Raw genomic sequence first — 19,389 nt, 5'->3', positions numbered from 1 at the left:
AGGGCCGGGGGCCGGCCGCACCAAGAATGGTGACATGGGCGGCGCCGCCAACATCCAGGAGGCGCCGGCGCGGGCAGGCGCCGCAGCTCGCAAAACCAGGTAGCCTTTGCATGGAGCCTCAAGAACGCGTGCGCAAGAGAAACCGCCTGTCGCGACCGAACAGGCGGTTCCCTGGTTCGACTACCCAGTCGGGTTTAGAACCGGGACGAGCCAAAGGCGTGCGATGCTTTCCGTGAAAGGACCATGCCGACTAGCCGGGCAGTGATCGGTGCGAGCGTGAGCCCGAGGTGACCGTGGCCGAAGGCATTAGTGCACGTGCGGTGACCTGGAAGAGGCTCGCAGTCCCGACATCGTTTCAACGGTGTCTGTTCATTGGAAAGCTCTTCATAAAGCGCTGCGACCCACATTGAAAGAGCCTGCCGGTGTGAGCACTCTTTTTGTCGGACCTTCTCTGAGGCGTGTAGCCGTTCCAATTGGGGCCGACCTGAGGCTTAGCCGATAAAGCCGCCGACCTAGACAAGCGTTCAGCCATAGCCAACTTTTTCCAACGCGAATGATCCGAGGCCGCAGGCGCGCTACGCTCTCCGTCGCTTAGAAAGCGCTCGTAGCAGGTCAGCTTCGTCGGTGATGCCGTCATCAAAAGCTTGGAGGATTTCCCTAGCCAAATATTCCCGCTGTTCGCGATCCCTCTTGGCTAGGCGTCGCTCGTCGCACAACCGGTTAAACACCCGCTGGAGCAAGTCCAGATCAGCGGGCCCGTAGACGCCACTGCAACGCGACAATGACATGATCGTCGCCCTCGGCGAGGGATCAGCCATTATCTCATACAACGGTCCTTTGTGGAACGGATTCAGGCCTCAGTGGTTAAGCGAAGGAGCGGTCGGTTCCTTCAGGAATGTAGCCCTCTCAGTGGCAACCTAAAAAGCCCGTCGCTTACGCTCATTAGCTGCGGCGGGCTTTTCATTAGCTAAAAACGTGGATGCCTACCACTGAACGGTAGCGCCTAATGCATCTCTGCCCCGCCGTGGTTGGCACGGGGTAAGAGCCCGGAACTGCTCGGCAGGCCGGGCACCTCATTTCTAGGCTGCATCGTGCCACCCCGCCGACATGGCCGAGTGCCATCGGCAATGGCCCCTGGGTCGTCGGTGCTCACGTTTGGCAGATGGTCTGCCATCCATCGGCCCAGAAATTTCAAAGCGCGCGCGCTCATGCGGTGGAAAAGCCGGCCGCGATCTTAGGTTCCTTGTACGGCAGCATCACATGGAAGGGCCCGCTCGTGAGGACGAGCGGGGCTCCGGGGTCTCGCGCAACCCAGCGGCGCGCCTCGGGACGAATCGCGCCGCGAAACCAAACCTGCCGGCGTGCGAAAGGTTCCCCGATGCGACCGAAGTCGGAGCAACTGTCGCTTTGGTCCCAACGCTGAAACTAAATCCTCGCCATAGCATTGGATGGAGCCGGCGAGGAAATGCGTCACCTTCCTCGTCGGCAGCCGCTAGATCGATGCCCGCCATCCCGTTGCCTGGGGTGACGGGCATCGTCTTTTGACCCGCGCTCTTCGGGTCGCCGCTTCGTCCAGGAACTAAGCTTCCTGGATCTCTGTTCAGATACGGGATGAATAGAGCAGAGGTCACACATGAAGGCTTATCGCGTGGAAGAGATGGATGGGGACAGCGTTGTGAGTAGTCGTACCGTCAGTGCAAATACGCCATGGGTGGCAGCCGAAACGGCCACGGGCAGTGAGGTCACGAACGTACGCGGTGACTAACAGCGCTGGATCCGGGTCACGCATGAGGCAGACGGGGTTGTTAACAGGTACGCGTTCAAGTGACCTATGGAATGTAACCGGGTGTCGACCCTGGCGAGCCGCTCCGATTGCAGTTTACCCATCAGTTGAAGCTGAGGCGACCCGGCCTGCGAGCGGGGAAGTCGGGGGACGACTGGAGCGGGACAGGCCGGGCCTCTTACCCCGTGTTGCGAGCCGGGGCAGGTCGGCATTATGCGCCGCCTTTGCAGCGGCCGACATTAACATTTCCTAATGCAACGCATAGCTCCACAGGAGCCTCAGGCCGCCAAGCCGCCTTCTCGGTTCTGCATCGCATCGAGGATCACTTCGAAGACTGTGCCAACCTCCTCGCTGATCTCGTCGGGGCTAATGCCTTCTCGCTCAGCAGCTTTCAGGGCCTCTTCGACGAGGTAAACGATGGCCATTGAATCGTCCGTGATCGCATTCGGCAGGTGATCCGCCATCCACCGGTCTAAGAAATTGATCCCGCGAGTGGTCATGGCCAGAGAAGCCGGAAGGCGGCTTTAGGTTCCTTCTTCGCTGATGCTCTGCACGTTACCATGCCGGAGCTTGGGCTCGTTCCTAAGATGCCGGACGGTGGCCGTGATGCTACCTGGCCTCACCCATTCAACCGTCGGGTCGATGATGGCCGGGGGCATCGGCGGGAGGCGCCACTCTGGTGTTCTGCACGAGCTGATGCAGGCGATCGCGGAGCTGCTTCCGAAGCGGGATGGGCGGTCCGCATACTTGCCGTCTCGGGCAACGATACCGCTGCGGGCTTGCAGGCAGGCACACGGACTCAGCAATAATGGAGACAAGCTCAACCCCCCGGAACGAAACCAAAGAAGCAATCGCGCGTTGGACGCGATTAAGCCATTTCGTCTCGGGTTTGGGGTGCGTGAGAGTGGTCAAGCCAACGTCGCGTAAGGCAATCCCTGGGTCGAGCGCTGCTCAAGCGAAGTCGCCTATTCGTGACCGAACCAATTTAGCGCTGCCCACTTTTCGGCCCGTCCAGCTCGCAACGCTCGTAGATACCGTCCCTGCCGGCGACCGCTGGATCCACGAAATGAAATATGACGGCTATCGCATTCTTGTTGCCGTCGGCGGCGGCGAAGCGCGGGCCTATACGCGATCTGGCCTGGACTGGTCTCACCGTTTTCCTTCCATTCTTTCGGAAGCCCGCAAGCTCCAGGTCCGCTCCGCCCTGATCGATGGCGAGGCCGTCGTTGTCGATGCCGACGGAAGATCAAACTTCCAGGCGCTTCAGAACGCATTAAAGGGTGCGCCAGCCACCATCGACTTTTATGTCTTTGACCTCCTTCAACTCGACGGTGAAGATCTCACCAGGCGTCCTCTCCTTGAACGCAAGGAGAAGCTCGAGGCAATTTTGCCCGCGAAGAACCCAGTCTCTATCCGGAGTCCAATATCACCAAGGGCCAGCTCGCGGACCACTACGCGGCCATCGCGGAGATCATGCTTCCCTGGGTCGGCAGTCGGCCGATCAGTCTGGTCCGGTGCCCCCAGGGCCGGGCCAAGAAGTGCTTTTTCCAGAAGCATGATGCCGGGAGCTTTGGCGACAAAGTCCACCAAGTGGGTATCACCGAAAAGGACGGCCACGAGGAGCCATACCTTTATGTCGACGATGCCGCTGGGCTGATGACCTGCGTCCAGATGGGAACGATCGAGCTGCATGGGTGGGGAGCTCGGATCGAGGATGTCGAAAAGCCCGACCGCCTCGTCTTCGACCTCGACCCCGATGAGGGTCTCGATTTCGAAGCTGTCCGCGCGGCTGCCTTCCAGTTTCGTGATATTCTGAAATCGCTGGGACTCGCGACCTTCCCGATGTTGACGGGAGGCAAAGGGGTGCATGTAATCGCGCCCCTCACCCCTCAAGCCGAATGGCCGCAAGTAAAAAACTTCGCGTCTCGCCTCGCTCAAGCTGTCGCTCAGAGCGATCCGGCCCACTTCACGGCCGCACTGTCAAAGGCGCGCCGGAAAGGTCGCATCTTTGTGGACTATTTGCGCAACCAGCGCGGGGCGACCGCGATCATGCCCTATAGCGCAAGGTCCCGACCTGGCGCGCCCGTCGCGGCGCCGATCACCTGGGCGGAGATGAAGACGATTGATACGCCCTCGCATTTCCGCGTCGGCGACGCTCCTGAATTGAAGAAACGTGCAGCCTATAAAGCTCTGGCGGGATGGGGTCGCGCCGACCAATCGTTGCCGAATCTGTAGCGCCCCACTCCGGGAAAACGGCAGCAGCATGGAGTTCTTCGCTTGCCCTTGCCTGATTGGAACCTGCGGAGACTGGCCCCGTTTGCCTCGACAATGGCAAAACCCGATTCAAGGACCGTCGCCAGTCTCCTAAGGGAATACGCACATCGCTCGTCGCTGCGCGGGGGCAATCCCTATCGCATCAAGGCTTACCTGCGAGCGGCGGATAGTCTGACTGCACTGTCGCAGCCGCTTGACCGGATCATCGCCGCCGGCGCCCTCACCAGGATCCCGGGGATCGGTGACGCGATCGCAGACATTATCCGCAAGCTCTACGAATCGGGCACGCATCCACGCCTTGAGAAGCTTCGCGAGGAGGTGCCGGCGGGTGTAATGGAGCTGTTTGCCATACCCGGGCTTCGGCCCGACAAGATACTGAAGCTTCATCGGGCGCTCGGCGCGAACTCGTTGGCCGAGCTCGAAGCGGCAGCACGGGCAGATCGCATCCGGCCAGTCAAAGGCCTCGGTGCTTCGCTTCAGACTAAAATCCTGCAGAACCTGGCTATCGCGCGAAGCGGCGAAACACAGCTTCACCTGCACAAGGCCGCCGCTCTTCTTGAGCATGCGGTCATGTCGGTGAAGCAGGAGCACCCCGAGTTTTCGCGCGTGGAAATCGCCGGTGATTTCCGACGTGGTTGCGAACTTGTTGCCGACCTCGCGCTGGTCGCGCAGGGGAAGAAACGGACCGAAATCGAGCAGTCCAGCCTCAGGATTGTCGTAACGGACAAGAAGCACTTTGGCGCAAGCTTCCTCGAAGCATCCGGGTCCGCGGCCCATCTAGAGCAATTGAGGATGTTTGCGGCCGAGAGAGGGTTCGCCCTCAAACCCGATGGGCTCTACCGCGGGAGAAAGCTGATCGCATCAGTGACAGAGGAGGAAATCTACGCAGCATTGGACCTGCAGTTGATCGAACCTGAACTGCGCGAAGGCAGGGGCGAGATTGAGCGGGCAGCGAGGCGGCAGCTCCCTACCCTTGTGCGGGATGAAGATCTCAATGGCATCCTTCATTCTCACACGACCGCATCCGATGGCACTGAGACGCTTGAGGCCATGGCTGAAGCAACCCGTGAGCGCGGGTTCGAGTACTATGGTGTCGCCGACCATTCGCAGTCTGCGCACTATGCGGGCGGCCTCACACTGCGGGAGATTGCTGAGCAGCACCGCGAAGCGGATCGGCTGAACAAAAAGTATGGAGGAGAATTCCGAATCCTCAAGGGCATCGAGGCAGACATCCTGGCTGATGGCTCGCTTGACTATCCGGACCACGTTTTGGAGCAGTTTGATTTCGTTGTCGCGAGCGTGCACAGCCGCTTCAAGTTGCCGAAGAAAGAGCAGACGGACCGTATCATTGAGGCAATCGCGAACCCCTTCACGACAATCATCGGACACATGACCGGTCGCCAGCTGTTGCGTCGCCCCGGCTATGATCTCGACGTCGACAAGGTCCTCAGAACGTGCGCGAGATATGGCGTCGCTGTCGAAATCAACGCGCATCCGTGGCGGCTCGATCTCGACTGGCGGTGGCATCAGAAGGCACTCGACTACGGCTGCATCTTCAGCATCAATCCGGACGCTCATTCGATCCGAGAACTCGACCACATGCATTGGGGTGTCGAGATGGCGCGCAAGGGGGGCGTGCCTAGGACGCGGGTCCTCAACGCGATGGGTTTGGCGGCCCTGCTTGCGCACCTTTCAAAGCGCAAGCGCGATTGCAAGACCGGCGGCGACCGTCGCTCGCCTTTGAGGAACCCTAGAGCCGCGTAACGGGGGCGGCCTCGGACGAGTGGCTGCCTAGAACGATATCCGCGGCCGCGCTAATATTGTGGTCCGATACTGGACGCTAACGCTCCTTTGAAGTTTAGGCTCGCTGGGCTCGTCCGGAACAAGACAGGCAATATGGGCTTGGGAGGGAGGGGCGGCGCCTTCACCACCGTCACGACACGGTCGTCTCCTACGATCATGGCAAGCGTCGCAACCTTGCTTGGAAGGACCGGTTGAACTGATGACGTCTTGGCTTGCTTGAGCGTGAGGCCATACTTTTTGGCAAAGACCTCAGGGTCATAGGTGTCAGGCCATTTCTCGATCGGCTTGGTCATCTATCGCTGCCGGAATTCGAAAGCGGTCACAGTAGCCATTGCGCCGCCAAACCAACGACGCATAGCATCATGGCCACGGTCGAGAGCCACCCAGGGAGCGGAGCCAACCCTCCTATGGGGAAGTCTCCCATTATGTCGGCTCGGCCAGCCATCAGCATCATTACGATCATCACCGGCACCGCGCAGATGCCGTTGATTACCGCGCTCCAATAAAGCGCCTTGATCGGGTCGATTGGCGTGAACATGATGCCGGTGCCAAGAGCCGCGGCCGTGGCAAGCGTTCCATAGAAGGCAACCGCCTTCTTCGGTTCCCGGGCCAGGCCAACCTTCCAGTGTAGGGCCTCGCCGACCGCGAAGGCGGCCGAGCCCGCGAGCACCGGGACCGCCAGTAACCCGGTACCGATGATTCCCGCCGCAAAGATGACGAAAGCGAATTTGCCGGCCACCGGTTCCAGTGCCCTTGCCGCGTCCGTGGAAGAGGAAATATCGGTCACGCCTGTCTTGTGAAGCGTCGCCGCCGTTGTGAAGATGATTGCGACGGCAATAAGGTTGGACAGGGCCATCCCAACCAGTGTGTCAGCGCGAATCCGCTCGAACGCCTTTCGAGCCTGCCACGGTGCCCACTTCAGGGGCTTGGCGGAAGGATCGAGCTTTTCCTCCTCGACCTCCTGCGAGGCCTGCCAGAAGAACAGATACGGGGAGATGGTTGTGCCCAAGATGGCAAGCAGCGTGGTGAAGAACGTCCCGTTCCATTCGACGTGCGGAATCAACGCCCCCTTTGCCGCTTCGCCCCATGGAATCTTTGCAGCGAACATCGCCACGACATAGGCGAACAGGCTAAGCGTGGTCCATTTGAGAATTTTGACGTAGCGGCTGTATTTGACAAACACGATTGCCGCCACGCTGACGAGCGCAAATCCCAGGACATAGACCGAGCTGGGCCCTCCGACCAGAAGGTTGAGCGCATCAGCCATCGCGCTTAAGTCGGCACCTATGTTGATCACATTGGCGGAAAATAGCAGGACGACCACAAGATAAAGCAGAAGGGCAGGGTAAAAGCGAGAAAGGTTTCCCGAGAGGCCTTTGCCCGTGGTGCGACCTATCCGAGCCGCAATCTCCTGGATCGCCGCCATAAGAGGAAAAGTGAAGAGCATGGTCCAGCCGATGTTGAACCCGAGTTGAGCTCCGGCCTGGCTATACGTGCCTATCCCTGAGGGGTCGTCATCGGAGGCGCCGGTGATGAAGCCGGGGCCGATAACGCGGAGGAAACGCTGAAATGGCCCTTTGGCAACCGTGTTGCTTTGCTCTCGCTCAACTTCAGAGCTGACATCGGTCATTGCTTGGGCCGCCCAATGCAAAGAGCGGCAGCCACGGCACTTATTGCAGCCAGTACTGGCCCGATTCCTATCGGTTCGAAAGTTGGTCCAAACATCTCAAGCCGCACGTTTATAAATGTCGAGCTGTTAATCACGTGCCACGATCGTTTTGAAGTTAAGGAGCCTCCGGTTCAACGATGAGGAGACACAGCGGTTCCAAATGGAGATGGCCTTGACGACAACCGTGGTGTGGGCGGCGATGACGGTCACGGTGCTTGAGCGATCCGGCGACTCGGGGCGCACAGGCGCTGCTCCTCATGCGCCGGCGAACCTGATAAGCCGGCTGACAGCCGCGCCCCCGCGCGGCGCAGTCCCAATGGTCGCCGGGACGCAAAATTGGTTCCTAGTACACGCCGGCCGTGCAGGTCCGCTTTTGGTGACCAGCGGCACTGACCTCAACGGCCGAAATGAGGCGCTTAGCATCCGCGGCTCCACTCGGAAATGGAGCCGCTTCTGGTTAGACTTCCGTGGCCTCGGCGAGTTCGAGGGCATCTTCTACATCGACGCCGAGATACCGGACTGTGTTCTCGATTTTGGTGTGGCCCAGCAGAATCTGAACAGCGCGGAGGTTACCTGTCGTCTTGTAAATGATCGACGCTTTGGTACGCCGCAGCGAATGCGTTCCGTATACCTGAGGTCGAAGTCCGATCGCCACAACCCATTCGTCCACGAGGCGGGCATACTGCCTCGTGCTCATGTGACGCTTTGGGTCGATCCTGCTCGGGAACGCATAATCGTCGACCGTGCCGCCGCGCCGTTCTAACCATCCGAGAAGACTGGAGCGTGCATCGCTCATCAACTCGAACTGAACCGGTCGGCCTGTCTTCTTTTGCACGACCATCGCGCGGGTACGAATTTCCGACCCGAGAACCAAGGTGCCGATCTTGATCTTCACCAGGTCGCAGCCGCGCAACTTGCTGTCGATTGCCAGATCGAAGAGGGCTCGATCGCGCAATCGCCGCTCTCGGTCGAGAAAGAACCGGATCGCCCATATCTGTCGAGGTTTCAACGGCCGTTTCGTTCCGACCTTCTTGCCCGCGTTCCAGGCGCGGCGATCGGGAGCGGTGAGGTCATAGTGAGAATGTCCCATTTAGTTTCTCCTTCGGCCATGATTGGCCACGGGAGCAACGCTAGATACTGACTCGGATGGGATTGGGGGGACCGCTTGCTGCCTGTCCGGTCCTCGGGCAGAGCACTGAGTAAGCTGACACCGAGCAGGGGAGCCGATGCCATCCAAACCCACGCGGGCTCGGCCAGGGCGGCTGTTAAAGCTGCTTCAGCATCGTTGAGCTGCTAGGTTGGGTAGGCCCTCGAAGCGTATGCCCGGGTGCTGCTGCAGAATGGAAGCGCGTAGAGCAACAGGGGCGGCTGATAGCCGTTGGAGCTTAGATTGCGCGGCCAAGCAGAGGCGCGCTGCGAGGCGAAACGCTTAGTGCTGGGCCGCTCGCGTCAGCCGACACCGAACAGCCCGCTCAGCCACGCCATCTGTTCGCGCTCCTGATAGCCCTGCCCGCCTTCATGGTTGTTGAATTCGTACTGTACGATGGTCTTTTCGCCATCGTAGGCATTGAACGCGCCATAAACGGTAGAGGGCGGGCAGACTTCGTCCATCAGGCCACCGAAAACAGCGCCGTTGCCTTGCACTGCCGGGCGAAGTTGACGCAGTCCAAATAGGAGAGCGTTTCAAAGACCTTCGCCTTCTTCTCGCGATACGACTGCTACACAAAATGTCTGGAAAGGGCGCATGGGCGGAGAAATACTGCGGGCAAATTGCGGCTTCAGCGAAGAGTTCACTTCCGAGACGAGCAGAGCCCACGTTCTTGCACAGATAGGCGCGCCAGCTCTGCCACCGCCGGCGCGCGCGAGACCGGGCTGGAACGTGGCGCGTAAGTCGCGCCTTTTCCCTGTCGACAGATCGAGCCCTGGGATTGTTTGAGAAGGATCGGGTAGTTTGGCGGCCGGGACTGCGGCCCATCACAGCCAGCAGTCCCGGCGGCAGGCGACCGTCCCTAGGATCGGGTAACGCCCGACGTCATCATGGTCCCTGCCGTCTTGTCCGCCATCGCTTGGAGAGTTGATTGGCCGCTGGCTCGCGCCACGCCCGCAAACAATCCGAAGCCCTATAAGGATACCACCAGCATGGCCTTCTTGCACCACCAACCGCAGCTGTGTCTCGGCTTTGATATCGCCAAGCACACCATCACTGTCTGCGACGGCGCCACCACCCGCACCATCGCCAATCAGCGCAGGGCGATCCGCGCCTTGCTGAAGAGCTACAAACAGATAGACCTTGTCGTCTGCGAGCCGACAGGCGGTTATGAAGGGCTGCTACTCGAAGAGTGCCTGCGCGCCGGCATCGCCTGCCATCGCGCCGACACGCTCAGGGTCAAGAGCTTCATCCGCTCCTTCGGCACACAGGGCAAGAGCGATGCCATCGATGCCGGCATGCTTTGCGCCTATGGCCGTGAGCGCTGGGTAAAACTGCCTCTTTGGCAGGCTCCGGACGTCGACGAGGTGCGCTTGCGCGCCTTGGTCAGACGCCGCCAGGAGCTCATCGCCACCAAGGTCGCCGAGAAGAACCGCGCCAAGGCGCCTGGCAGCCGCGATCTCGCCGCCTCCTTCAAGGCCGTGATCAAAGTCGTCGAGCGGCAGATCCAAGTTATCAATGCCGAGATCCGCGAGCTGATCGCCAACAGCAATACCCTCAAGCAGCGGGCCGCCATATGCACGGCCATGGACAGCCTCGGTCCGATCGTGGCCGCCAAGCTGCTGGCCGGCCTGCCCGAACTCGGCTCCATGACCCGCCGCCAGGCGGCGGCGCTTGCCGGCGTCGCGCCCCATCCCAACGACAGCGGTCTCAAGAAGGGCTACCGCAAGATCCGCGGCGGCCGCCCCGAAGTCAGAAGCACGCTGTTCATGCCGGCTCTGCGCGCCGCCGCCGGAAAGGGGGAGTTTGCCGCCTTCTATAAGCGCCTTCGCGCCAACGGCAAAAAGCCAATGGTGGCCATCGCCGCAGTCATGCGAAAGATCATCGTTACCCTAAATGCCAGGCTCCGGGATGCCCTGATTCCTCAGAGTTGATTGTGTGACATCATAGGTTTATCGAGGGAGCCGATGGTACCGTTGGCTCGTGTTCTACTCCCGGGAAAAGATGATCGTCTGCACCAGCCCGCCCCCCTGCCTGTTCTCAAGCCTTATCGATCCGCCATAACGCTCGATGATCTCCTTGGCGATCGCAAGCCCAAGTCCTGCGCCGGGAATGAACTGCATGCGCGCCGGGTCGACCCGGAAGAACGGCTCGAAGGCTTTGTTCAAGAGGTCCGGCGGAATGCCGGGGCCGCGGTCGGCGATGGTGAGAACCGCTCGGTTGCCTTGCCCGGATAGCGAGACCGTGCAGTTCTTGCCATGCGTGGCGGCGTTGACGATCAGGTTGCGCAGCGCCCGGCGCAAGCCAAGCGCGCCGGCTTTGACCGACACATGGTCGAGATGGTCGATCGTCACCGCATGACCGAGCGAGACCATCTCGACTTCGATATCGCGAACCAGCGTGTCCAGGGCCACCGGCTCAACCGCGTCCTGGTTGACCTCCTCGCGCACCAAGCGGATGGCGCTGTCGGCGATCCGGTCAAGCTCGTCGAGGTCGCTCAGCCACTTCTCGCGGTCCTCTTCGAGGAACTCGGCGCGGAGCCGCATCCTAGTCATTGGGGTCCTGAGATCGTGGCCGGCGGCGGCCACCAGCCGCATGCGGCTTTCCATCGCCGTTCTCAATCTTGCCGACAGTTCGTTGAGCGCATGGGCGGTGGCCCTCACCTCAACCGGGCCTTTTTCCGGCAAGGTCGCCAGCACCCCGTCCGAGCCGATCTTGCTGACGGCGGCTTCGAGCATTTCGAGCGGCCGCACCAGCACGCCGGTGAAATAGATCGACACCGGCGTCGCGCCGAGCACGATCAGCGCCATCCAGCCGGCGAAAACATACCAGACATCGCGCGGCGGGCCCAAGTCGGGGACATTGACGATCATAAAGCGATGATCGGGCAGCGCGACAGAGGCGACCATCCCAGGGTGCCCGGCATTGCGGCTGACGACGGCCGAAACATCGAGGCCGTTCTGGCGCAGCATGTCGTTCAGCACTCGCGTGTGCTTGCGGTCCTCGAAACCCGGCGCCGGACGATCGCTGATCGTCACCGGCGCATCGCCGCCGCCCGGCACATGGCCGGGAACCAGCTGCACCATGTACTGTATCTGGTGCGCCAGCGGCCCCATGGTCAGCTCCGGCGACGGCCCACCGAGCACCTTGACGGCGACGAAAGTGGCAAGCCCGACCACGCCTAGGATCGAAACGACCAGAAGGATGATCAGCCGCCGGCGCAGCGAGGTCATGCCCCGGTCTCCGCCGTCTCGACGCGCGCGGTCAGTTGATAGCCACCATTGCGCACGGTCTTGAACAGGTTCTCCTCGCCCGCCTCGGCGAACTTCCGGCGCAGCCGGCTCATCAGCACGTCGACGGATCGGTCGAGCGGCTCGCGCTCGCGCCCTTGCGTCAGATCGAGCAGTTGGTCGCGCGACAAAAGCCGCCCCGGCCGGTCAAGAAAGACCTGCAGCAGGTCGAACTCGGCGCCGGTCAGATCGATCAGGGCTCCGTCGGCGTTCATCACACTGCGCGTGTCCGGCTCCAGCCGGTAACCGGCGAAATGATAGACGCGAACCTTGGGCGGGGCGACTTCGTCCGGCGCCGAGCGCCTGAGCACCGCCCGGATGCGAGCCGTAAGCTCGCGCGGATTGAACGGCTTGCCGAGGTAGTCGTCGGCGCCGAGCTCCAGCCCGATGATGCGGTCGACATCCTCCTTCAGCGCGGTCACCAGGATGACCGGGATATGCGGCTTGCGGTCCCGCAGGCTCCGGCAGATGTCGAGACCGGAGCCGTCAGGCAGCATGACGTCAAGCACGATGAGGTCGAACTGGCCGGAGCCAAGCTTGTGCTCGCATTCGCGCCGGTCCGCCGCCACTGAGACACGAAATCCCTGTCCGTCGAGATAGCGCCCGAGCAGCGTCCTGATCTCGCGGTCGTCGTCGACGACGAGGATGTGGGATTGTGTCTGCATTCTTCGCCCGCTTGCCTTTTCGTCCCTGATTATAGGGAGCGACGCCGCCAAGCGGCACGGAAAATTGCAACGGAACGTTTCCGCAAAGCCGTTGGAAACATTCGGAAACAAATCTCCTTTTTCCGGAAACCTTCGGCAATGCCGCGACGCGAAGCGGCAAAAGACGCCTCCTATCCTCCAGCCATCGGAAGCATGCAGCAAAGGATCACGTCATGCGAAGCAAACTCTTGGCTCTCGGCCTGTTTTCGGTCGCGGCCATCCATCCCGTGCTGGCCGCTCAGCCCGATCCCGGCGCCGCACCGGGCGACGAGCCGCCGGCCATCAATCAGAAGGACGACACGGGCCCGGGGCCGATGCCCTGGCCTCGCCCGCCTGGGCCGATGCGGCACGGGCCGCAAGCGCCGGAAGGCTTCGGCTTCCGCCGCATGGGACCGCCGCCGCCGGAAATGCTTGCCGCCCGGCTCTCCGCCCTCGAGACCCGCATCGGCATCCGGTCCGGGCAGCTCGATGCCTGGCGCGACTATACAAGCGCGCTGCAGGCGGTGCTGGCGCCTCCGCGGTTCGACCGTGGCCCCGGCGCTCCCGGCGGTCCCGAGGCGGGCGGGCCGGATTCCCCCGGCGGCCCCGGCCAGGCGCAACGCGATCCCTTCGCCTTCCAGGAACGCCTGGCCGACGAGGTCACCAAACGCGCGGCTTCGGCCGCCAAGCTGAAGGATGCGATCGCCGTGCTGCGCACCAAGCTGACGCCTGAACAGCTCGAAATCCTCGCTTCGGCGGATCGGCCGCACGGCCCGCCCCCCGGTCCATGGGGCAATCCGCCGGACGACGCAGCCGGCCCCGGAGGTCCGCACGGACAGCTTCAGCCACCCCTACCCCGGAATGGCGAGCAACTCTGACCGTCTGCGCCGGCCGGTCCGCTGATCCACCCGTTCACGGGCCGGCCGGTTCTCTTGCGAATTGGCGGACGCGTCCGCGCGACCGCCGTCAAGCATGGAGCGCATGATGATGTGGGAAACCCTGGTGATGCTGCGGCTGCTTACCTCGCGGGGCTCGCCCTTGCCGATCCGCTCCGGCGCCGGTGCCAGGCAACAGATCCTGTCGAAGCAGGCGCTGAAAGGGGCGATCCGGTTGAGCTTCGCCGCCTACCGCCTGCCGCTTCCGATCTCGTCTTCAAGCACTGAAAATCATGACCGCAAAATTGCGTAAAAGACATCTTCTTCTGGCGGCCTTGCTGGCCGCGCTGGCCGCCGTCGCAGCGCTCAAGGCTTATGGCCGCGCCACGCCCGAGCCGGCGGCGCAGACGCCTGCGCCGGCAGCGACGCTCACCGTTTCGGTGGAGAAGGTGGTCCCCCAGACGGTGACATCGTCGGTCAGCGCAACCGGCACGGTGGCTGCATGGCAGGAAGCGACGATCGGCGCCGAAGAAAGCGGCCTGCGCCTGACCGAAGTCCTGGTGGCCGAGGGCGATCATGTGAAGGCCGGCGATGTCGTCGCAAGGTTGGATGACTCGCTGCTTAAAGCCCAGCTCGCCGAGCAGAAGGCAGCCGTCGCGCAAGCCCAGGCAACCCTCGATTCCGCGCTGTCGGCCGCGGCCCGCGCCAACAAGCTGCTCGCCAGCAACGCCGTCAGCGCTGAAACCGCCGAGGACAAGGCGACCGCCGTCAAGACCGGCAAGGCCGGGGTCGATCAGGCGGCAGCCGCCACCGAACGGCTGCAGGCCCAACTCGATAGGACGACGATCCGCGCCCCGTTCGACGGCATCGTCTCCAGCAAGCCGGCTGTGACAGGCTCCATCGTCCAGGCCGGCACCGAGCTGATGAAGATCGTCCGCGACGGCAGGCTGGAGGTCGGCGTGCTTGTCCCTGAAAAGGTCCTGACGGCAATCTCGGCCGGTCAGCCGGCGAACATCGTCGATGCATCCGGCCGCGCCTTTTCCGGCAGCGTTTCCCAGGTAGCCGAGACGGTCAACGCGACCACCCGGCTCGCCACCGTCTATGTCGCCGTCGGCGAAGGCTCGGGCCTTAGGCCCGGCATGTTCGCCCGCGTCACGATCGAGACGGCTGCGTCCCGGCAGCTGACCGTCGCCGAAACGGCCTTGGTCTGGCATGCCGGCAAGCCGGCCGTGTTCGTCGTCGACGATCAAGGCAAGGTCAGCGCGCATCCCGTTGCAACCGGCACGCGCCAGAACGGCCGCGTCGCCATCGAAAGCGGCTTGTCGGAAGGCGTTTCCGTCGTTGTCGCCGGCGCCGGCTTCCTCAACGACGGCAATCTGGTGCGTGTCGCCGCCGACGAGACGAAAGCGGCCGATGCTGCGAGCACGGCGGAGCCCGCGCAATGAACGCCATCTCCTCCTGGTCGATCCGCAATCCGGTTCCGACCATCGTGCTGTTCCTGTCGCTCAGCGTTGCCGGCGTTTACGGCTTCATGCAGCTGCGCACCAACAATATGCCCGACATCGACCTGCCGACCGTCACCGTCACGGTGGCGCAGCCGGGCGCAGCGCCGAGCGAAATGGAAGTCCAGGTCGCGCGCGTCATCGAGAACGCGGTCGCGACTCTCGAAGCAGTCGACGATGTCTCGACCTCGATCAGCGAGGGCTCTTCCGTCACCACCATCGAATTCACACTCGGCACCGACCCCGAGACCGCGACCAACGATGTCCGCAACGCCGTCTCCGGCGTGCAGTCCAGCCTGCCGGCCGCGGCCCAGACGCCGGTCGTGGCGAAGGTCAACGCAACCGGCAATTCGGTGCTCACCTTCGTCGTCGAGGCGCCGACCATGTCGCCCGACGCGCTGAGCTGGTACATCGACAATGACGTCGCCAAGGTCCTGCTCGGCGTCGACGGCGTCTCCAAGATCACCCGTTCCGGCGGCGTCGATCGCGTCATCCGCGTCGAGCTCGATCCCGACCGGCTTGCCGCTCTCGGCATCAGCGCCGGCGATGTCAGCCAGACGCTCGCCTCCAACAACGTCAACCAGCCGGGCGGCCGCGCCAATATCGGCGGCCAGGAGCAGTCGGTGCGCACGCTCGCCAGCGCAACGACCGTGGAGGCGCTGGCCGACACACGCATCGCGCTGAGCGGCGCCGGCGATGTCAAGCTCTCCGACCTCGGCACTGTCGTCGACAGCTGGGAAAAGCCGCGCCAGGCCGCCTATCTCGACGGCAGGCAGGTCGTCGCCTTCAATGTCTACAGATCGGTCGGCTCGAGCGAGATCGACGTGGTCAAGGCCGCCCGCGCCGCGATCGCCGAAATGGGCGCCAAGACCACGCAGGCAAAATTCACCGAGATCACCTCCTCGTCCGGCTTCGTCCAGGAAAGCTACGACGCCGCCTTCGAAGCTCTATGGCTGGGCGCGCTGCTCGCTATCGGCGTGGTCTGGCTGTTCCTGCGCGACATCAGGGCAACGCTGGTCTCGGCGGTGGCGATGCCTCTGTCGCTGATCCCGACCTTCGCGGTGATGGCGGCCTTCGACATCTCGCTCAACAACATCACGCTGCTGGCGCTTTCGCTGGTCGTCGGCATCCTTGTCGACGATGCCATCGTCGAGATCGAGAACATTGTGCGCCATATGCGCCAGACTGGCATCAGCGCCTACCAGGCGGCAATCGAAGCGGCCGACGAGATCGGCCTCGCCGTTGTGGCGACCACCGCGACCATCGTCGCCGTGTTCCTGCCCGTTGCCTTCATGCCCGGCATTCCCGGCAAGTTCTTCTTCTCCTTCGCCGTCGCCGTCTGCGTTTCGGTGCTGTTTTCGCTCTTGGTGGCGCGCATGCTCACCCCACTGATGGGCGCCTATCTGGTGCGCGCCGGCGGCCATGACGAGGACGATACGCCTGCCTGGGTGCCGACGTATCTGTGGCTGCTGCGCAACGCGCTCGATTACCGCTGGATCACATTGCTGGCCGGTATTGCCTTCTTCGCCGGTTCGATGCTGCTGGCGACCCGGCTGCCGACCGAGTTCATGGCGGCGGCCGACCGCGGCCGCTCGATGATCTCGGTCGAGCTGCAGCCCGGTTCGACCATCGAGCAGACCACGGCGGTGGTGCAGGACATCACCAAACGGCTCAAGAAGGAGCCGGCCGTCGACAGCATATTTGCCACCATCGGCACGGCTGCTTCTTCGGGCGGCGGTCCTAACCAAAGCTCGAGCTCGGGCGAAGTGCGCACCGCGACCGTCACGGTCAACCTCAGACCGCGCGGTGAGCGGAGGATAAGCCAGCAGCAGTTCGAGGCCGAGGCCTCGCCTCGGCTCAACGACATCCCCGGCGCCCGCATTCAGTTCGGCGCCGACGGCTTCGCCGGCGCCAAGGTGTCGATCACGCTGGTCGGCGATGATGGCGCGGCCCTGGAGAGGGCGAGCAACGCGCTGATCGACGGCATGAAATCGGTTCGCGGGCTAATCAATCCGACCTCGACCGCGGCCGCCACCAAGCCTGAGCTGATCGTGCGGCCCGACAGCGCCAAGGCGGCCGAGCTTGGCGTCACGCCGACCGAGATCGCCGCGACGGTGAAGATCGCCACCATCGGCGACACCGACACCAGCCTGGCGAAATTCAATCTCGGCGACCGTCAGGTGTCGATCGTCGTCACCGTGCCCGACGGCGCCATCGATGATCCGGCGAAGCTCGCCATGCTGCCGCTGACCGGCAGCAGGGGCACGGTGCCGCTCGGCGCCGTCGCCGATATCGGCTTCAACGCCGGCCCCAACAGCATCACGCGTGTCGACAGAAGCCGCAGCGCCACGGTCGAGGCGGATCTTTCCGGCCTGACGCTCGGCCAGGCGGCCGAAGCCATCCGCGCCCTGTCCGCGATGAAAAGCCTGCCGCAGGGCGTGGATGAGCTTGCGCGCGGCGATGCCCAACGTATGCAGGAACTGTTTTCCGGCTTCGCCACCGCAATCGCCGCCGGCATCATCCTGATGTACCTGACGCTGGTGCTGCTCTTCCGCAGCTTCGTGCAGCCGGTGACCATCCTGGTCGCGTTGCCGCTGTCGGTCGGCGGCGCGCTTGGTTTCCTGCTCATCACCGGCAAGGCGCTCGGCATCTCACCGTTGATCGGCATACTGATGCTGATGGGCATCGCGGCCAAGAACTCGATCCTGCTCGTCGAGTATGCTCTCGTCGCCGAGAAGGAGCACGGCATGAGCCGCTTCGAGGCGCTGCTCGACGCTGCCCGCAAGCGAGCCCGGCCCATCGTCATGACATCGATCGCCATGGGCGCCGGCATGCTGCCGATCGCGCTCGGCATCGGCGCCGACGCCGAGACGCGTGCGCCGATGGCAATCGCCGTCATCGGCGGGCTCCTCTCCTCGACCGTGCTCAGCCTCGTCTATGTGCCGGTCGTCTATACCTTCATGGACGACATCCAGCGGTTCCTTGCCCGTCACCTCCGCAAGCTGTTGGTCGAAGCGCCCGGCGCTACCGATCAGGCAAGGGCCGCAACCCCAGTGAAAGAAACTGTCAATGCATATCCAGCCTAATCGTTCTCTTTCGCTGGCGCGGCCGCGCCGCCTGTCTGCCTGGGCAGGAACGCTTTGTGCCGCGCTGTTGCTTGCAGCCTGCTCGCAGGAGAAGAGCCAGGTGCCCGCCGGCATGGGAGGCGCCGGCAGGCCTGAGGTCGGCGTCGTCACCCTGCATCCGCAATCGGTCGCGATCACCGCCGAGCTGCCGGGCCGGACCGCTGCCTCGCTCGTGGCCGAGGTACGCCCGCAGGTCGACGGCATCATCCGGCAGCGGCTGTTCCAGGAAGGCGCCGAGGTGGTGGCGGGGCAGCCGCTCTACGTCATCGACCCGGCGAGCTATCAGGCCGCCTATGACAGCGCCGTCGCGACGCAGCAGAAGGCTGAAGCCGCGGTGCCCACCGCCCAGGCCAAGTTCGACCGCTATGCCGGGCTGCTGAAGCAGAACGTCGTCTCGAAGCAGGATTACGATGATGCCGCCGCGACGCTGGCGCAGGCGCAGGCCGACGTCGCAGCCGCCAAAGCCAGCGTCGAAACCGCCAAGATCAGCCTCGATCGCACCTCGATCACCGCGCCGATCGCCGGGCGCATCGACAAATCCTCGCTGACGCCGGGCGCGCTGGTCACCGCCAACCAGGAAACGGTGCTGACCACCATTCGCTCGCTCGATCCGATCAATGTCGATGTCACGCAGTCCAGCACCAACCTGCTCAATCTGCGCCAGGCGATCAACGAAGGCCGGCTGAAATTCAGCGGGACCAATGTCAGCGTCAAGCTGAAGCTCGACAACGGCACCATCTACGCGCAGAACGGCAAGCTGGAGTTCGCCGGCGCCAATGTCGACCAGTCGACCGGCACCTTCGCGCTCAGAGCCCAGTTCCCCAATCCCGACCGCCTGCTGCTGCCTGGCATGTATGTGCGCGCCATCGTTGAGGAAGGCGTCGCCCAAAACAGCTTCCTGGTGCCGCAGCGGGGCGTCACCCGCGACCCCAAGGGCCAGGCGGCGGCCATGGTCGTCAATGCCCAGGGCAAGGTCGAGCAGCGCGTGCTCAGCGTGCGCAACGGCGTCGGCAACAACTGGCTGGTGGATTCGGGCGTCGGCGACGGCGACCGCGTCATCGTCGAGGGCCTGCAGCTGGTGCGCGCCGGAGGCGACGCGACAGCGGTCGAAGTGACGATCGACGAAACGACCGGCGAGATCAAGGACCGCAAGCAGAGCTCCGCCTCGGCGACCGCCGGCGGCAATGCCGCCGGTGCCGCCAAGCAGCCGGCCTCTGGCGCAACCGGGAACTGAAGCG

General features: G+C 63.2%; 15 protein-coding genes. 8 read left to right on the top strand and 7 right to left on the bottom strand.

The features are described from left to right. Positions 1–2,061: 2,061 nt before the first annotated feature. Positions 2,062–2,247, bottom strand: coding sequence for a hypothetical protein (locus tag CK215_RS28070; RefSeq protein WP_245418854.1), 186 nt, complete (start codon positions 2,245–2,247; stop codon positions 2,062–2,064). 961 nt (positions 2,248–3,208) lie between these two features. On the opposite strand from CK215_RS28070, the gene ligD reads away from it, so the two are divergent. Both ligD and CK215_RS28055 read left to right on the top strand, forming a co-directional pair. Beyond that, positions 3,209–4,018, top strand: a complete 810-nt coding sequence (ligD, locus tag CK215_RS32105) for a non-homologous end-joining DNA ligase (RefSeq protein WP_245418856.1) — start codon at positions 3,209–3,211, stop codon at positions 4,016–4,018. Positions 4,019–4,111: 93 nt separating this feature from the next. Beyond that, positions 4,112–5,821 (top strand): DNA polymerase/3'-5' exonuclease PolX, encoded by a 1,710-nt coding sequence (locus tag CK215_RS28055; RefSeq protein ID WP_095832866.1) that lies wholly within the window; start codon positions 4,112–4,114, stop codon positions 5,819–5,821. 50 nt (positions 5,822–5,871) lie between these two features. Here CK215_RS28055 and CK215_RS28050 read toward each other — a convergent pair whose 3' ends face one another. From CK215_RS28050 to CK215_RS28035, 4 genes are all read right to left on the bottom strand, one after another. Further along, complete coding sequence (locus CK215_RS28050) at positions 5,872–6,153, bottom strand: hypothetical protein (protein ID WP_095826461.1); 282 nt, start codon at positions 6,151–6,153, stop codon at positions 5,872–5,874. A gap of 26 nt (positions 6,154–6,179) precedes the next feature. Further along, entirely contained in the window at positions 6,180–7,490 is a 1,311-nt protein-coding gene (locus CK215_RS28045; protein ID WP_095832865.1) for a divalent metal cation transporter, read from the bottom strand. A 496-nt stretch (positions 7,491–7,986) separates the two neighbouring features. Then, positions 7,987–8,619, bottom strand: a complete 633-nt coding sequence (locus CK215_RS28040; protein ID WP_095832864.1) for a tyrosine-type recombinase/integrase — start codon at positions 8,617–8,619, stop codon at positions 7,987–7,989. Between the two features lie 359 nt (positions 8,620–8,978). After that, on the bottom strand, positions 8,979–9,194 hold the full coding sequence (locus CK215_RS28035; RefSeq protein WP_245418855.1) for an acetylxylan esterase: 216 nt from the start codon (positions 9,192–9,194) through the stop codon (positions 8,979–8,981). Between the two features lie 474 nt (positions 9,195–9,668). Between CK215_RS28035 and CK215_RS28030 the strand changes: the two genes are divergently transcribed. After that, a complete protein-coding gene (locus tag CK215_RS28030) occupies positions 9,669–10,610 on the top strand; it encodes an IS110 family transposase (RefSeq protein WP_095832872.1) in 942 nt (313 codons plus the stop codon). 54 nt (positions 10,611–10,664) lie between these two features. Here CK215_RS28030 and CK215_RS28025 read toward each other — a convergent pair whose 3' ends face one another. Beyond that, positions 10,665–11,909 (bottom strand): ATP-binding protein, encoded by a 1,245-nt coding sequence (locus tag CK215_RS28025; protein ID WP_095832863.1) that lies wholly within the window; start codon positions 11,907–11,909, stop codon positions 10,665–10,667. Continuing rightward, on the bottom strand, positions 11,906–12,631 hold the full coding sequence (locus CK215_RS28020) for a response regulator (RefSeq protein ID WP_095832862.1): 726 nt from the start codon (positions 12,629–12,631) through the stop codon (positions 11,906–11,908). Before CK215_RS28020 ends, CK215_RS28025 begins: the two co-directional genes overlap by 4 nt. 212 nt (positions 12,632–12,843) lie before the next feature. On the opposite strand from CK215_RS28020, the gene CK215_RS28015 reads away from it, so the two are divergent. The 5 genes from CK215_RS28015 (at position 12,844) to CK215_RS27995 (ending at position 19,385) form a co-directional block, all read left to right on the top strand. Continuing rightward, the gene (locus tag CK215_RS28015; protein ID WP_095832861.1) at positions 12,844–13,527 is read left to right on the top strand and encodes a hypothetical protein; all 684 of its coding nucleotides are present in this window, start codon (positions 12,844–12,846) and stop codon (positions 13,525–13,527) included. 103 nt (positions 13,528–13,630) lie between these two features. Next, complete coding sequence (locus CK215_RS28010; protein ID WP_245418853.1) at positions 13,631–13,837, top strand: hypothetical protein; 207 nt, start codon at positions 13,631–13,633, stop codon at positions 13,835–13,837. Next, a complete protein-coding gene (locus CK215_RS28005; protein WP_095832860.1) occupies positions 13,818–14,969 on the top strand; it encodes an efflux RND transporter periplasmic adaptor subunit in 1,152 nt (383 codons plus the stop codon). The genes CK215_RS28010 and CK215_RS28005 overlap by 20 nt, the downstream gene beginning before the upstream one ends. Continuing rightward, positions 14,966–18,112, top strand: a complete 3,147-nt coding sequence (locus CK215_RS28000) for an efflux RND transporter permease subunit (protein WP_210201699.1) — start codon at positions 14,966–14,968, stop codon at positions 18,110–18,112. The genes CK215_RS28005 and CK215_RS28000 overlap by 4 nt, the downstream gene beginning before the upstream one ends. Next, positions 18,096–19,385 (top strand): efflux RND transporter periplasmic adaptor subunit, encoded by a 1,290-nt coding sequence (locus CK215_RS27995; protein WP_095832859.1) that lies wholly within the window; start codon positions 18,096–18,098, stop codon positions 19,383–19,385. The genes CK215_RS28000 and CK215_RS27995 overlap by 17 nt, the downstream gene beginning before the upstream one ends. The last annotated feature ends 4 nt before the right edge of the window (positions 19,386–19,389 follow it).

The organism is Mesorhizobium sp. WSM3864, from assembly GCF_002294955.1.
In the GTDB taxonomy this organism is placed as follows: Bacteria; Pseudomonadota; Alphaproteobacteria; order Rhizobiales; family Rhizobiaceae; genus Mesorhizobium.
The sequence above is the reverse complement of the archived record's forward strand: the minus strand, read 5'-3'. Positions and strand labels throughout refer to the sequence as shown.